This is a genomic window from Bradyrhizobium sp. (assembly GCF_030646015.1).
Lineage (GTDB): Bacteria > Pseudomonadota > Alphaproteobacteria > Rhizobiales > Xanthobacteraceae > Bradyrhizobium.
This window is the reverse complement of record NZ_JAUSLT010000100.1, coordinates 23,534-38,841: the sequence shown is the minus strand read 5'-3', so window position 1 is coordinate 38,841 and position 15,308 is coordinate 23,534. Positions and strand designations below refer to the sequence as shown.

The following is a 15,308-nucleotide window of genomic DNA, read 5'->3' as shown; positions in this document are numbered from 1 at the left end:
GCAGTGATCCGACCGCAACACCATTGCGAGAGGAAATGTCAGGTCGTGTCTCGATGCGCTTCGCCAATATTCCAAAGCCGGTCACGGCGTCCCCGGCGTTTGCGAACTTAAGTGCGACCATGCGACCCCCGCCTTCGGCGGTAACCTGTGCACCGTCGGTCGCAGCAGGAAAGTTGATTGCCTCAACCCGGCCCGGCGGGAGGAGCGTTCGTGCCACGACGTTGGGTGGTGTGACGGCCCGCACCAACTCCGCTGGTGGTGAGCACGCGCCGAGAACGAGCAACAGGATCAGCGGCAAACGTGGAATGCGGCTCATCAATTTCCTTTTCATGATTGGTACCGCTCCAAATTATTGTGATTTCGCCGGTTCGCCCACGACGACAAAGGGTGCCCACAGGCGCGGGTGAGCATCGTCATTGGATTTTGCATTATCGATCAGCCCCAGCATCGATTGGCGAAGCGCCTCCCCGTGAGAGAGTTTCGTATCGCGTGCGTTCGCCTGGAATGTGCCGGTCATCAGCCGTGCTGTTGCCTGATCATCCACCTCCCAGTGCGAAACAACTAGCGATCTTGCCCCCGCGTAGAAGAATGCGCGCGCAAGCCCGGACAGCGCCTCTGCGCCAGGCTTGTCCTCGGCGGCCGTATTGCACGCCGACAGCACGACCCAATCGGCATTCAGCTTGAGCTGGGCGATTTCGCTGGCGGCGAGCAGGCCATCGTCAAAATCCGTGGCCTTGTCCGGAATCGAGAGCGCCAAGGCCGGTTCGGCTTTACTTTTAGTAAATTGCTCGAGCTCACCTGCAACAAGCCCGTGCGTCGCAAAGTAGACGATGCGATACTGATCAAGTCTTGCCTGCTTGGTTGCCGTCTCCGTCACCGCCAGACCCAGTCTTATGTCGCCAGGATCTGCGTCCAGGGCTTTTGCGATCGCCTCCACTTCCGTGCGCGTTCCAGGCAGCTGGGGCAGCCGTTCCCTGAGCGAGGCGATGTCGATCCTTGTCCCGCTGTAGAATGTCGTGATGCTTCGCATCGCGACTTGTCGTTGCGCTTGCGCGTGCGCGCCCCTGGAAAATACGGGATCGCCGAAGGCGATCATCGGCTTTGCCGCCGATGCGGTCGCGGATGCGGTGCGCAGGATCTTCAGGCTCGAAACCGACGGCAGGATGGTGATTGCATATGAACGGATCAGCCAGTCGACGTCTTTCAGCGGTTTGCCGGCCGGATCCCTGGTCACCAGCAGTGCGGGCGGCAGGCTGGTCAGCGCGCCATTGGTCACGACCGATAGCCGTTTCTTCGAGGAAATTCTGTCCGCGAACGAGCCGAACGTCTCCCGATAGATCTTGAAGGCAAGCTGCGGATCGAATGGCTTGTCCTCGCCTAACTTGAGCGACTGACGCAAAGCCTTGACCTGGCTATCGAGGTCTTTGCCCGAGACCTGCAGCTCTACCCAATCGGCATCGGTGCGCGTGACGATCCAGGCATAGCTCGTGGCATCGAAATCGAGCACCACGAGCGCTTCGTCATCGGCGAGCAGCGCCTGCGTCTGCGCAAGGGACAGCGGCTGCGGTTTGGAGAGCGCGACGTAATCGGGGAAGCGCTGATTGAAGATCGCTTTGAGCTTATCATGCTCCGATTTGATCGCTGCGATATGCTTGCGGATCTGATCGTCGGCCGCCGCATTGCGTTCGGCGGGCGGCTTCGAGATGGCGGCGATCAGGCTTTTATCCAGCCGCTCCTCTTCCGCCGTCAGGTCCTGGTCCTGGCGGACGAGATCGGCGAGCGGTCCGGCTCCCGCCGCAAAACGAGCCGCGAGCTTGGACACCGCACTTGCCGCGGCCGATGATGTGGCGCGCTGTTCGACCTCGTAGCTGTCGTCGAAGGCGCTGGCAGCGCCGATGAGCTTCTGGCGTTGCGACTGGAACAGCACGGGGAGAGCAATAGTCCTGCTGGCGGCCCCCTGGGCAATGGTCCTGTGGATCAGTGGCAGCGCTTCCGCGTAGCGACGCTGGGCGTCGTACAGCAACGCGAAACTGTTCAGCGAATTCGTGATATCGGGATGATCGGGGCCAAATGCCTTCTCCCGGATCGCCAGCGACCGCCTGTACAGCGGCTCGGCGTCCGCATGACGGCCTTGTTGGTGGTAGAGGAGGGCCAGATTGTTCAGCGCTGCCGCTACTGCGGGATGGTCGGGGCCGAACGCCTTCTCCCGGATCGCCAGCGACCGCCTGTACAGCGGCTCGGCGTCCGCATGACGGCCTTGATCTGCGTAGAGGTTGGCCAGATTGATCAGCGAATCCGCGACATCGGGATGATCGGGACCCAGCGCCTTCTCCCGGATCGCCAGCGACCGCTCGTACAGCGGCTCGGCGTCCGCATAACGGCCCTGATCTTCGTAGAGCAGGGCCAGATTGTTCAACACTGCCGCTACTGCGGGATGGTCGGGGCCGAGCGCCTTCTCGCTGATCGCCAGCGACCGCTTGTACAGCGGCTCGGCGGCCGCATAACGGCCCAACCTTTGGTAGTTGATGGCCAAGATGTTTAGCGAATGCGCTACATCGGGATGGTCGGGACCAAGCGCCTTCTCGCGGATCGCCAGCGACCGCTTGTACAGCGGCTCGGCGGCGGCATAACGGCCTTGATCCCGGTAGAGGATGGCCAGATTGTTCAGTGCTGTCGCAACGTTGGCATCGTCGGGACCCAGTACCTTCTCCAGGATCGCCAATACTCTCTGCTGCAGCGGGATGGCTTCCGCGTATTTCCCGGCCTTCGCGAACTCGTTGACCTGTTTGTCGAGAATCTGAACTTCTTTTGCGGTCCGGGGAGAGACTGTCTGCGCCGACGGCAGCGAGATAAGCGACACCTGGACCATCGCCGCGACAAGAGCGACACGGGCGAAGTGAACAAACACCTTGCTGGACATGATCAATCTGACCGCCAAGAGCGGAGAAATGGATATCGGCGCATTTCTCGTTTTTCACGCCGAAAACGCCAATAATATTGTCCTTCAAGGGTCTAACGTCGTTGATCCAGCGCAAGAGTTTACCCGCACGCCGACATTTGTAGGCGAGCGGAGTTGGTAACTCTCAGCCGAACCGCTCTGATGCCATCTTTGTCGAGCAAGAATCTTCTGCCAAATGCCGGCTGTGGGTCAAAAGCTGCCCTCACGCCCCAAAAATCCAACTTCCGCTCTTCTTCCAACAGTAGACATCACGCTTCAGAGCCGCCACTTCCGAAAAGCGCCATAAGCAGAAATTCCGCGCCCGGACCGACTTAACGCTTGAGTATCACCAGCATAGGTCCGAAGTTTTCCGACGCTGCGCCCACGCAGGAGTCGCCATGTGGTCTCGCTCGCTCGCCCTCGCTTTGCTCCTGCTACCCGCCCCGGCCCTGGCCGGCGTCAAGGAGAACGTCGCGGCCCTCGCTCCGCAAGGGCTGGTGCTGGTGATGGTCGCCAGGGACAACGCGTTAGTGGCCCAGAACACCGATGAGCCTTTCGTCCCGGCCTCCGTCACCAAGATCGTGACGGCCTGGCTGGCGATGGAGGTCCTTGGCGGCGACTACCGCTTCAAGACCCGCTTTTACCTCGACGACAAGCGGGTGCTCTACGTGCGCGGAGGCGGCGATCCTTTCCTGATTTCGGAGGAACTGGCGCCGCTCGCGACAAAGCTGGTCGCGGCGGTCGGCAGGAAGCCGATCACCGGCATCGTGCTGGACGCGAGCTACTACCCTTCGAACCTCCGCATCCCGGGCATCGAGGACACCGACGAGGCCTACAATGCGCTGAACTCCGCGCTGGCGGTGAATTTCAACACCGTCTACGCCGTGCGCCGTGGCGACAAGGTGCGCTCCGCCGAGAAGCAGACTCCGATCACCCCGCTCGCGATCGACCAGTTCCGGCTGCGGCGCCCGAACGGAAGCAGCCGCATCAGCCTGAGCCAGGACCCCATGGTGAGCCTGCAATATGCCGGCGAGCTGATCGCGGCATTCATCGAGCGGGCCGGCGGCAGGGTGAAGGGCAAGATCTCTACCGGGCCGGTACCCGAGGGACTGGAGCCGGTCTACGTTCACCAACAGTCGCGTGCCCTCTCGGATATCCTCGTCGAGCTGCTCCGCGCATCGAACAACTACATCGCCAACCAGGTATTCCTGGAGATCGGCGGACACCGCCTGGGCGGGCCAGTCAGCCTCGAGAAGTCGCTCCAGGTCGCAAACGAGATGCTCGCCGCGCACGGTCTCGCCGCGGCCATCCATCTCGAGGAGGGCTCGGGCATCAGCCGCAACAACCACTTTACCGCCCGCGGCCTTGCCAAAGTGCTCGAACTCTTCGCGCCCCACGCTGGCCTGCTCCGCGGCCGTGACGGCGGCATGAACAAGACCGGCAGCATGGAGGGGGTCAGCACGCTCGCGGGCTATGCCGACACCTCAGGCCACGGGCGGGTGCGTTTCGTGATCTCGCTCACGAGTAATGACGACAAGATGCGCTTCCGGCTGCTCCGGACCATCGAGTCCGGGCTGTAGCCGCAGTTTCGCCCACCGCGTCGATGTTTCCCCGCGCGCTCACAAGAATTCGCTATGTCCGGTTTGGGTCAAAATCAGCAGTCCCTTGGTCAACGCGGACTCGCCATGCGAACAGGCGGACAGCGATCCCGAGCGTCGATTTCCCACGTTGCCCGCGCGGACATAATCGGTAATCCTGCGTCGAGCGCCCGATAGCTGAAGGGACGCGACGGAGCATGACATGATCCTGGAATTTGTGACGTTCAAGACGCCTGCCGACTGGGACCGCGCGCGGGTGCTCGAAGATGCCAAGCATACGATTTCGAAGTGGGCGGCGAACCGCGACCTTGTGCGCAAGCACTTCGCGCTGGGAGTCGGCGCGGACGAGGGCACCAGCGCCGGAATCTACATTTGGCCGTCGGTGGAGGCCGCCAGGAAGGCGCACAACGACGAATGGCGCGAGGCGGTCAAGACGCGTTCCGGCGGCTATCCGACGATCCAGTATTTCGACCTGTTTCTGCTGATCGACAACGAGCACCGTCAGGTCACCGAATGGGCGGCCGACGGCAAGGCGCGGGAACTCGACGCCGCCTGACCGGCGAGGCGGTAAATAAGTCGCATCCGGTGATGCCCAGGGCGTTTGGGGACTGACATGGGAATGAAGAGTCACCGCGCTGCGCGAATGGCAGCCCTTGCCCTGGGACTATTGCTCATGCCGCCGGCCTCCATCGCGATCGATGCGATCGCCACTACGATTGGGTCGCTGGCCTCGGTCGATTTCGGTCACCCCGGCTTCGTCTCCCCTGCACTGGCTCAGCCGGGCCCCCTCACCAAAGCGCAATCGGATGCCCTCGCCGCGTACAATCAAGCCTTGAGCAATTTCAAATCGATCCTGCGCCAGCGGCGCGCGCAGATCGATTCGAAGCAACCGCTGCCCAATCTGCCGGGACAAGCACTCTACCTGGCGCGCAACGCCACGATGAGCGCCTACAAGGATCTTACCGACGTTGTTCCCTCGAAAATCGGAAGGCCCAACAAACTCGGCATCCCGCCGGCGTATTTCGATGCCGACCTCGAACCGCTGCTCGACGAATACGTGAAACTTTTCGAAATCATGCAGGCGCCGCCCGCCAACGCGCAGAAATCGGATACGCCATTCAAGGATGTCGTCGATCTCGGAAGGGTCATTGCGCGCGCCAAGGGCCTCGGTGCGGCGGATGCCGAAGCGGCAGGCCGCATCAGCCTGGGGCTGTTTTTCGCCGAGACCAACGGCAACCAGAACATCGGGAACGCGCGTTCGAACAAATACAAGGGAAGCCTGCAAGCCGGCCCATCCGAAGATCAAAATGGCCGAAGGAAGTGGGCCGCGATCAAGCCAGCGATCGCATCGCTCGATCCTGCCCTGAACCTTCGTGACGACAAGGAAGAGGCGCGGGTCGGCCAGCTGGATCATCGCTACAACCACTGGACCGCCGTGCGGGATGCGCTGATGAACGCCCACGCCGATATTTTCCCGCAGGTCCCGGCGATCGTGAAGACGCTGCCCGATCCGATCGATCAAATGAAGCTCTTCGAGCTGATCCAGATCATTCCCAGCCCGACCAAATCCGCGCTCCGGTCCGGCAACCCCATGAACTACAGAGTTTCCGACCCTGTCATCATGGGATATCTGCGAAACAACAGCATGTTCGCCTATGGACGGTCCGACAGGGCAAGGACATCCGCGACGTTCCGCGAAATTCTCGATGCGATGTGGCTCTTCAACGCCAAATTTGAAAAGGCGCTTTCGATATTCGACGAGATCAAGGCGCGGTCAAAGGGTTGAATTGGCAGGCCTCCATCGGACATAATGACCCTTGAACGTCTTGCGTCGCCATGCTGTCACGGGGCTCGAAGAGGACCACGCCGGGGGAAAGCAGGAATTGCCGTCACCAGGGAGAAAATCCGCTCGCTCAGGCCTTGCCGTCTGGCCCCGTCGCCGCACCATCATCGCGGCGATAGCCGCAATGGTCCTGCTGCCGGTCGAGGCCAGCGACGCGGGCTGGCTGTCGGATGTCTTCAAGGGTTCGTCAAAGCCCGACAAATCGGCAAAGCAAGCCACCTCGCCGAAGCGCGCCACCGTGGCGAAGCGCGCACCCAAGGTGAAGCCTGCTACCCCGGCAGGGTCTGCCGCCTCGCCAAAGCCCCGCAATGTCAGGCTTGCCGCGCTGGGGCCGGTCTCGTTGAGCCCTTCCGCTTTCCAACCGGCCGGACCAACCTGCGATCCCGCGAAATTCCGGATCGTCGTGGATGTCGGACATACCGCCGAATCGGGAGGCGCGAACAGCGCCCGCAACGTCGCCGAGTTTCTCTACAATCATCGGCTGGCGCGGCGGATCGAGCAGACATTGAAGGCGGACGGCTTTACCGAGACCCGGTTGCTGCTGACCGAGGGCAAGGCCAGGCACAGCCTGGTCAAGCGCGTTGCCGCGGCCAACGCTCTGCAGGCCAACCTTTTCCTGTCGATCCACCACGATTCCGTGCCCACCAAATTCCTCGAGGAGTGGGAATTCGATGGCAAGAAGAGCCGCTTCAGCGACCGCTTCGGCGGCTATTCCGTCTTCGTCTCCCGCCAAAATCCGGACTTCAGGACGAGCCTCGCCTTCGCCGAACTGGTTGCCAAGGAAATGAAAGCCTTCGGCCTGCCCTATGCCGAGCAATACAGCCAGCCCATCATGGGCCGGCACCGGCACCCGCTGCTGAACAAGGAAACCGGCGTCTACAGCTATGACGAGCTCGTCGTGCTGCGAAAAACCCGGATGCCCGCCGTCCTGCTGGAGGCGGGCTCCATCATCAACCGGGACGAGGAACTCGTGATGGATTCGCGGGAACGCCAGGATATCATCAGCACCGGTGTCACGGCAGCGGTGAAGCAATTCTGCGACCGGCGATGGGCCATCCTCGGTCCGCTTTGACGGCTGAGCGAAGGGCCACCTGCTCACTCGCTCACGTCAGGGATGGGTGTGCTTCTTCAACCGAAACGCCAGCGCGACGAACGTCACACCCAGGACCACGGAATAGATGCCGATGACCCAGACCAGCGCCAGCGCGCCGGCGCCGGGCGCCAGCATCATGCCGGCACCGAACAGCACCGAGACGACACCGCCGAGGATCAGCAGCCACTCGTTGTCGATCTCCTTGCGCAGCTGGATCGCGCCGATGATCTGCAGCACCCCGGTCGCGATCGCCCACCCGGCGATGAAGAACAGCAGCACCAGCGCGCTGACACCCGGCATCAGGAAGGTCAGGAGCCCGGCCGCGATCCCGAGCAGACCGACCAGAGCCAGCCACCAGCGCGGCGCCGGTGCGCCACCGGTAACGGCGGCCATCATCGCAAGCACGCCATCTACCAGCGCGAAGGCGCCGTAGAACAGGATCAACGTCAACAGCGTCAGGCCGGGCCAGACAAAGGCGAGCACGCCGAAAATGATCGCGGCGATGCCGCGCAACAACAGCAGCCACCAGTTTTTCGCCAGGGCATGCACCATGGCCGACCCGAGGCCGGTTCCGGATTGTCGATCAGTTTGTACCGTGGTCATGGGACACTCCTCTCACATGATTGGAAGGGCGCCTGTCCAACGTATTCCGCAATCGATCAAATGCAACCCGTGGCCTTGTTGCGCTGCCTCATGCCGGTGTCGATGCGTTCGCGTCAGGCCGCCCTCACCGTGTCGAGAAACTTGCCGACCTCGAGCTTGAGGCGGTTGCTGTCGCCGGCAAGCGACTGTGCCGCCGACAGTACCTGCGACGAGGCGGACCCGGTTTCGCCGGCGCCGCGCTGCACGTCGGTAATGTTGGAACTGACTTGCTGGGTGCCCTGGGCGGCCTGCTGGACGTTGCGGGAAATCTCCTGCGTCGCCGCGCCCTGTTCTTCGACGGCGGCAGCAATGGTCGACGATATCTCGGACAGCCGTTCGATAGTGCCGCTGATTTCCTTGATGGCGTTGACCGATTCCTGGGTGGCGGCCTGGATGCCGGTGATCTGCTGGCCGATCTCGCCGGTGGCCCTTGCGGTCTGCTCGGCCAGCGCTTTCACTTCGGACGCAACGACCGCAAAGCCGCGGCCGGCGTCGCCGGCGCGGGCCGCCTCGATCGTGGCATTCAAGGCCAGCAGATTGGTCTGTCCGGCGATGGTATTGATGAGTTCGACCACATCGCCAATCCGGCTTGCGGCCCTCGACAATTCGCTGACGCGATCGTTGGTGGTGCGAGCCTGGTCGACCGCCTCGCTCGCCATCCGCGCCGATTCCTGCACCTGACGGCTGATCTCGTTGACGGACGACGACAGTTCCTCGGTCGCGGAAGCCACCGACTGCACGTTGGTGGAGGCTTCCTCGGATGCCGCCGCGACGGCGGTGGCGACCTGCATGGAGCGATCCGCGGTCGACGTCAGCGTGCCGGCCGAGGCTTCGAGTTCGGTTGCCGCTGACGACACGGTTTCGATGATCTCACCGACCGCACCTTCGAAGCCATCGGCGAGCCTGATCATGTCGGACCGGCGCCGGACCGCCGCGCGTTTCTCCGTGGCTGTCAATTCCTCGCGGTCGAAGCGAACGATGGCCTGCACCGTCTGCAGATTGCGCAGCGCCACGCCGATCTCGTCGTCACGCTCGACCGGAATCTGGCTATCGAGTTTACCCTGTGTGATGTTCAGCATCACGCCGTTGAGGCGTCCCATCGGCCGGACGATGGCCCGGATCGTTTGCCTGCTGAGGAACCCGCCCAGCAGCAGAGCCGTGATCAGGATAGCGGCCGCGATTGCGATCACAATGAAATATTGGCGCTCGGCGGCGTCGTATTCCGCCTTGGCTTCCTTGACCTGGATCGCAACCAGTTTATCCAGATCCTGCTTGGCCAGTGCGAACAACTCGCTCGCTTTGCCAGCCAGAAGCGTGCCCGCCTCGTCATATTTACGGTCGGCAAGCAGCGCGAGCGCTGGCTTGATGGCGTTCTCGACATAATTCCTGCGCTTCGTCGTGAAGCTGTCGGCGGCGACCCTCTCTTCGGGAGTGAGATAGGTGGCCATATATTCGGCCCACATCCTGGAAATGACCTCGATGTTAGCGGCGACCTTGCCGGCGACATCTCCGACCGGCCTGCCGGCGCGACCGTTGGTGACGGCGTCGTATTGCACGATCGTATTGTTTTCCATGCGGTCGTTGATCTCGAACAGCTGCGCCAGCGGCATCGCGCGGTCCTGGTAGATCGACTTCATCCGCGCATTGCTGTCCCGCGTCGCGAGAATGCCGGCAAGCCCGATGGTCAGCATGAAAAGCGCGAGGGTCCCCACCAGCGTCATCAATCTCGCATTCAGCGAGCCGGTGAAGACCGCGAGAAAGTCCAGCGCCGAGCGCCGGCGAATGATGCCGGCGTCGATCCTGTAGCCTTGCGCCTTGTTGGCGCGCAGCAGCGCGTAAACATGTTCAGCTTCCTGGCGCTGCTCGGCGGGTAATTTGGTCCGGATCGACGTGTAGCCGGTGATCTGCCCATTCTCCAGGATTGGAGAAGCGGTCGCCAGCACCCAGTAGAAATCGCCGTTCTTGCGGCGGTTCTTGACCGCGCCGACCCATGGCTTGCCGGCCTGCAACGTATCCCACAAATTCTGGAATGCTGCCGGCGGCATGTCCGGATGACGGATGATGTTGTGCGGCTGGCCCATCAGCTCCGCTTCGGTAAAGCCCGACGCCAGAACAAACTCTTCGTTGAAGTAGCTCAGCCTTCCCTTGGTGTCCGTCCGCGAAACGATCAGCGTGGCGTCGGTGATGGGATACTCGACGCTGGTGACGGGGAGATTGCTGCGCATTCGCCGTGCTCCATGAGCCATGAAAAAGAGAATCTCTTAAATCAATAAGGCGGCACCGGTCCGCGCCGCCGGGCCAACAACATTTCATCTTGAGGTAAAAAACATCTTTATTGATGGACGTAGTACTACTTATAAAGGTCAACGCATCTATTTGCGAGTGCGAACGAATCTCAATTGCGGGCGCCCCTTGAGTTTGAATCAGTAAGGCACCGACTGGTTCTTTGTATCGACACCCAGGGGCTGCGGGGGCAAGATGCAATCGCATTAGTTGCCTGCCTTCGAAAGACCTTGCATCTCACGCCTGAAGTAGTGTTTGAGCTCGAAAGGAAATTACTATGCAGTTGACCAAGAGATCTCTCGTATCCGCCGCGCTGGCCTGCAGTTTTGCGGCCTGCGTCGCAGCGCCGCTGACAGCAAATGCGCAGTCAATGACGACCGCTGAGCTCCAGCAGATTGCGACAGACGCTTACATCTATGGCTATTCGCTCATCACCACGGAGGTCACGCGCGTTCAAATGAGCAACGTGCCCAAGGTTGAGGGATTCACCAGCCCGACCGGGCAATTCGTCAACGTTCCACGCTATCCGCCGGTCGACTATCGCGGCGTTTCCGCGCCGAATGCGGACACGCTGTATTCGGTCACTTGGCTCGATCTGCACGAACCGCAGGTCTTCAGCCATCCAGACATGAGCAGCCGCTTCTATCTGTTCGAGATTACCGACCTATGGATGTCGGACTCCGAGTCATCGCCGAGCAAGCGGACGGCCGATGGAAAGGCTGCCAACTATCTGTTTACCGGCCCCGGCTGGAAGGGCGAGGTGCCGTCGGGCATGAAGCACTTCCCGGTCGCGACGCGCTATATGGTCATTCTCGGCCGCACCTACGCCGATGGAACGGACGAGGATTACAAGACCGTCAATGCACTGCAGGCGCAGTACAAGATCACGCCGCTCTCCGGTTGGGGAAAGCCCTACACTCCCGTAGCGTCACCAGTGAACCCGAATCCGGGATTCAGCATGACCGACAAGCCACAGGCCGTCATTCTCGCCATGGGGACGGAAGGCTACTTCAATCTGATGGCCAAGCTGATGGGCGGAGACGCCCCACCCGCAGCGGGCGACGCGCCGATGGTCGCAAACATGGCGAAGATTGGCATAGTTCCCGGCAAGCCTTTTGAGATGAGCAAGCTCGATCCCGCCGTACAGGCTGCATTGAAGGACATACCGAAAACCGCTCTGAAGAAAATCGAGACCAACAAGGACCGCATGGGCGAAGTCGTCAATGGCTGGGTGGTTTCGAAGGGGCTTGGCACCTACGGCCCTGCGGATTACCTCAAACGCGCCACGGTAGCGGCCTTCGGTTGGCCTGCAAACCAGGAGCGTGATGCGGTCTATCCATATACCGAAATTGATTCTGCGGGCCAAAAGCTGACCGGTGCCAACAAGTACACGTTGACGTTCGCCAAGGACGCGACGCCGCCGGTCAACGGTTTCTGGTCGATCACCATGTACATGATCGACGGGGGCTGGTGGTTTGTTCCCAATGCGCTCAACAAATTCACGGTCAGCCCGCGCGACAATCCGAAGCCTAACGCCGACGGCTCGCTTACGCTCTACTTCCAGAACGAGTCGCCGGGCAAGGACAAGGAAGCCAATTGGCTGCCGGCCCCGAAAGGCGCCTTTCTGCCGATGATGCGGATGTACTGGCCCAAGGATACATCACCCTCGATCATTAACGGTTCGTGGAAGCCTCCGTCAGTCGTCAAGGTGAACTGAGACCATCTGACAAGCGCCGGCACGGGTCCCGGACTTGTGCCGGCGTGCATTCCACCCGCAGTGTCGCGGAGCTGGAATCATGCCGGACGACTTTGCCTCCGATGCATGTCTCGCAGTGATCTGGCGGGACACCATCCGTGGCGCCGGCGGCCTAACCGCCCTTTCCCCTCGCTTCGCAACCTTCGAAACCTTCTTCCTTCAATCCTTTCCCTCTTCCAGCAGCGCCTTGCGTACCTGCTTGAATTCCTGCAGCGACGCCTTGTCGGCGCGCGGGAATTTCAGGTCGAGCTTATCCAGCGCGGCGATGATGGCCGAGAGGATCACCACCCGCGCGAACCATTTATGGTCCGCCGGCACCACATGCCACGGCGCCAGCGGCGTCGAGGTGTGCCGCACGATGTCCTGATATACCGCCATGTATCTCGGCCACAGCGCGCGCTCGGTGATGTCGCCCATCGAGAACTTCCAGTTCTTGGCGGGCTCGTCCAGCCGTTCGAGAAAACGCTCGCGCTGTTCTTCCTTGGAGAGGTTGAGGAAGAATTTCAGCACCACCGTGCCGTTGCGCGCCAGATAACGCTCGAACGCCGAAATGTCCTCGAACCGCTCGTGCCAGATGTTCTTGGTGACCAGCCGGGGCGGCAGCTTCTGCTTGTCCAGCAGTTCCGGATGCACCCGCGTCACCAGGCATTCCTCGTAGTAGGAACGGTTGAAGATGCCGATGCGGCCGCGCTCCGGCAGCGCAATCGTGCTGCGCCACATGAAATCATGATCGAGTTCGTGAGAGGTCGGCTGCTTGAACGAATGGACGTCGCAGCCCTGCGGATTGATGCCCTCGAAGATGCTCTTGATCGCACTGTCCTTGCCCGAGGCGTCCATGCCCTGAAAGATCAGCAGCAGCGACCAGCGGTCCTGGGCGTAGAGCTTTTCCTGAAAGTCGTTCAACCGTTCCCGGTTGGCATCGAGGATCTCCTCGGCCTTGTCCTTGTCGAGGCCGCCCTTCTCGTTGGTCTTGTGCGACTTCAGATGGAACTTGCCGGATCCGTCGTAGCGAAACGGCGCCACGAACGGTTTCAGCTGATCGTCGAGGGACTGCGAGGACTTGTTGTTCATGGCAGACGAAACCTTTGCTGGAATCACAAATCGGTATTGCGGCCCATCCTTCGAGACGGCCGCCGCGCGGCCTCCTCAGGATGAGGTCTTGTCTGTTGAAACACAATAACCTCATGCTGAGGAGCGCGCCCTTCGCGCGCGTCTCGAAGCATGGGCAGCAGGCGGCTCACCGCCCTCACATCGTACTAGGCCGATGCGATCTCGCGCAGATCGGCGGCCAGTTGATCGACGCGCTGCGGTTCGGCGTCCCAGGCGAACATGAAGCGGGCACCGCCGCCGATGAAGGTATAGAACCGCCAGCCGCGGTCGCGCAGCGCCGCCATCCGTTCATCCACCATCCGAACGAACACCGCATTGGCCTGGACCGGAAACATGATTTCCAGCCCGGGCAATCCGGCGATCTGCTCCTGCAGGCGCCTGGCGCAGGCATTGCCATGCTCGGCGTTGCGCAGCCAGGCCCCGGTCTCCAGCATGCCGACCCAGGGCGCCGACAGAAAGCGCATCTTCGAGGCCAACTGGCCGGCCTGCTTGCACCGGTAGTCGAAGTCTTCCGCCAGCTTGCGGTTGAAGAACAGGATGGCCTCGCCGGCGGCCATGCCGTTCTTGGTGCCGCCGAAGCAAAGCACGTCGACGCCGGCGCGCCAGGTCATGTCGGCGGAACTGCAGTGCAGGTTGGCGCAGGCATTTGCAAAACGCGCGCCGTCCATATGGAGACTGAGGCCCAGTTCGCGGCACACCGCCGAGATCGCCCGCAACTCGTCCAGGCTATAGACCTGCCCGGTCTCGGTCGGCTGCGTCACCGTCACCACGCGGGGTTTCGGAAAATGGATATCGCTGCGGGCCGTTGCGATGGCGCGGATCGCCTCCGGCGTCAGCTTGCCGCCGGCCGACGGCGCCACCAGCAGCTTCGAGCCGTTGGAAAAGAATTCCGGCGCGCCGCACTCATCGGTTTCGACATGCGCCGCGTCGGAGCAGATCACGCTGTGGTAGGATTGGCAGAGCGACGCCAGCGCCAGCGAATTGGCCGCCGTGCCGTTGAAGGCAAAGAACACCTCGCAATTGGTCTCGAACAGCGCGCGAAAGGCATCCGATGCCCTGGCGGTCCAGAGGTCGTCGCCATAGGCAGGCGCATGGCCATGATTGGCCTCGGCCATCGCCGCCCAGGCCTCCGGGCAGATTCCGGAATAATTGTCGCTGGCGAATTGCTGGGGTTCGCTCGTCATGCCGCATTGCCTTTCGATTTCCGCACGTAACGGCATGTGTAGCCCGGATGGAGCGCTTGCGAAATCCGGGGGGCGGCACGCGACGCCGGCCCCGGATTGCGCCAACCGGACGCGCATGCGCGCGACCCGTTGGCTTCATCCGGGCTACCGGTTATGGCGAGAATTGCGCCTCGATGAAGGCCGTGACGAAGCGGGGCATCGCCGCGGTGAGATCGCCGACATCGCGCACCAGATGGATGGCGCATAATTCGGGCTCGCATTGCCGGGCGAGATTGGCCTCGATCCGCCGGCGCACCGCCTCGCCCGATGCATCGACGTGCAGGATCCGAATCATCGCTACGCTCACCCCCGACACCACGCAATCCCAATGCGGATCGGCGCGGTAGTCGGCCGCACACAGCCCGGTTTCCTCGGCGACTTCGCGCGCCACGCTGCCGGCCATGTCGACTGAGCCTCCGCTGATATCGTCGAGGTCGGGCGTTCCCGACGGAAAGTAGATGCGCCCGGCATTGGCGGTGTGCTGGCCCATCTCGCCGAGAACGAAGGCCCCGTCGTTGCAGCGCAATGCGCCCATCCCGAAACCGTTGAAGATATCCCGGTCCGGAAAACCCCAGTCGCGCCAGGCCAGGAAGGAGGCAAAATCCGTCTCGAAATAGCCGGCGCGAAAGCCTGACGCGGTGAAGACGGGATGGCGCGCCAGCAGAATCCGGCCGTTCCAGATCTGCGGCTTCTCGCGCTGCTTGCCGGCGAAATGCGCCGATATCTCGGCGCCCCGCTCGATCGCGAACGGCCACGACCAGGGCTGCACCTCCAGCTCAAGCGTGGTGACCCGGTGAATGACCGGCAGCGTCATCGATGAGG

The 15,308-nt window shown here is 62.0% G+C and carries 13 protein-coding genes; 6 read left to right on the top strand and 7 right to left on the bottom strand.

Annotation, left to right across the window (positions count from 1 at the left end; all coding sequences use genetic code 11):
- Both Q7T45_RS16110 and Q7T45_RS16105 read right to left on the bottom strand, forming a co-directional pair.
- On the bottom strand, positions 1-331 hold a 331-nt coding region (locus tag Q7T45_RS16110), incomplete at its 3' end, for a hypothetical protein (protein WP_304871938.1).
- Between the two features lie 18 nt (positions 332-349).
- The gene (locus Q7T45_RS16105; RefSeq protein WP_304871937.1) at positions 350-2,920 is read right to left on the bottom strand and encodes a CHAT domain-containing tetratricopeptide repeat protein; all 2,571 of its coding nucleotides are present in this window, start codon (positions 2,918-2,920) and stop codon (positions 350-352) included.
- Between Q7T45_RS16105 and Q7T45_RS16100 the strand changes: the two genes are divergently transcribed.
- The 5 genes from Q7T45_RS16100 to Q7T45_RS16080 all read left to right on the top strand — a co-directional run bounded on the left by Q7T45_RS16100 (position 2,910) and on the right by Q7T45_RS16080 (position 7,451).
- Positions 2,910-3,080 (top strand): hypothetical protein, encoded by a 171-nt coding sequence (locus Q7T45_RS16100; protein ID WP_304871936.1) that lies wholly within the window; start codon positions 2,910-2,912, stop codon positions 3,078-3,080. The two genes, Q7T45_RS16105 and Q7T45_RS16100, sit on opposite strands and share 11 nt — an antisense overlap.
- A 256-nt stretch (positions 3,081-3,336) precedes the next feature.
- Complete coding sequence (locus tag Q7T45_RS16095; protein WP_304871935.1) at positions 3,337-4,518, top strand: D-alanyl-D-alanine carboxypeptidase/D-alanyl-D-alanine-endopeptidase; 1,182 nt, start codon at positions 3,337-3,339, stop codon at positions 4,516-4,518.
- A 220-nt stretch (positions 4,519-4,738) separates the two neighbouring features.
- Positions 4,739-5,092 carry a hypothetical protein gene (locus tag Q7T45_RS16090; RefSeq protein WP_304871934.1) on the top strand — a complete coding sequence of 118 codons (354 nt, stop codon included), beginning with the start codon at positions 4,739-4,741 and terminating at the stop codon, positions 5,090-5,092.
- A gap of 117 nt (positions 5,093-5,209) precedes the next feature.
- Positions 5,210-6,322 carry a hypothetical protein gene (locus Q7T45_RS16085; RefSeq protein ID WP_304871933.1) on the top strand — a complete coding sequence of 371 codons (1,113 nt, stop codon included), beginning with the start codon at positions 5,210-5,212 and terminating at the stop codon, positions 6,320-6,322.
- A 181-nt stretch (positions 6,323-6,503) separates the two neighbouring features.
- Positions 6,504-7,451, top strand: a complete 948-nt coding sequence (locus Q7T45_RS16080; protein ID WP_304871932.1) for an N-acetylmuramoyl-L-alanine amidase — start codon at positions 6,504-6,506, stop codon at positions 7,449-7,451.
- 36 nt (positions 7,452-7,487) lie between these two features.
- Here Q7T45_RS16080 and Q7T45_RS16075 read toward each other — a convergent pair whose 3' ends face one another.
- Both Q7T45_RS16075 and Q7T45_RS16070 read right to left on the bottom strand, forming a co-directional pair.
- Complete coding sequence (locus Q7T45_RS16075) at positions 7,488-8,075, bottom strand: HdeD family acid-resistance protein (protein WP_304871931.1); 588 nt, start codon at positions 8,073-8,075, stop codon at positions 7,488-7,490.
- 113 nt (positions 8,076-8,188) lie between these two features.
- Positions 8,189-10,339: a methyl-accepting chemotaxis protein gene (locus tag Q7T45_RS16070; protein WP_304871930.1), complete on the bottom strand. Its 2,151-nt coding sequence runs from the start codon at positions 10,337-10,339 to the stop codon at positions 8,189-8,191.
- Between the two features lie 335 nt (positions 10,340-10,674).
- Here Q7T45_RS16070 and Q7T45_RS16065 point away from each other — a divergent pair, with 335 nt between their 5' ends.
- The gene (locus Q7T45_RS16065; RefSeq protein ID WP_304871929.1) at positions 10,675-12,114 is read left to right on the top strand and encodes a DUF1254 domain-containing protein; all 1,440 of its coding nucleotides are present in this window, start codon (positions 10,675-10,677) and stop codon (positions 12,112-12,114) included.
- 198 nt (positions 12,115-12,312) lie between these two features.
- On the opposite strand, the gene Q7T45_RS16060 is transcribed toward Q7T45_RS16065, so the two are convergent.
- The 3 genes from Q7T45_RS16060 to Q7T45_RS16050 form a co-directional block, all read right to left on the bottom strand.
- Entirely contained in the window at positions 12,313-13,224 is a 912-nt protein-coding gene (locus Q7T45_RS16060) for a polyphosphate kinase 2 family protein (RefSeq protein WP_304871928.1), read from the bottom strand.
- 185 nt (positions 13,225-13,409) lie between these two features.
- Entirely contained in the window at positions 13,410-14,447 is a 1,038-nt protein-coding gene (locus Q7T45_RS16055; RefSeq protein ID WP_304871927.1) for a low specificity L-threonine aldolase, read from the bottom strand.
- A gap of 151 nt (positions 14,448-14,598) precedes the next feature.
- Positions 14,599-15,300, bottom strand: coding sequence for an NUDIX hydrolase (locus Q7T45_RS16050; protein WP_304871926.1), 702 nt, complete (start codon positions 15,298-15,300; stop codon positions 14,599-14,601).
- Between the last annotated feature and the right edge of the window lie 8 nt (positions 15,301-15,308).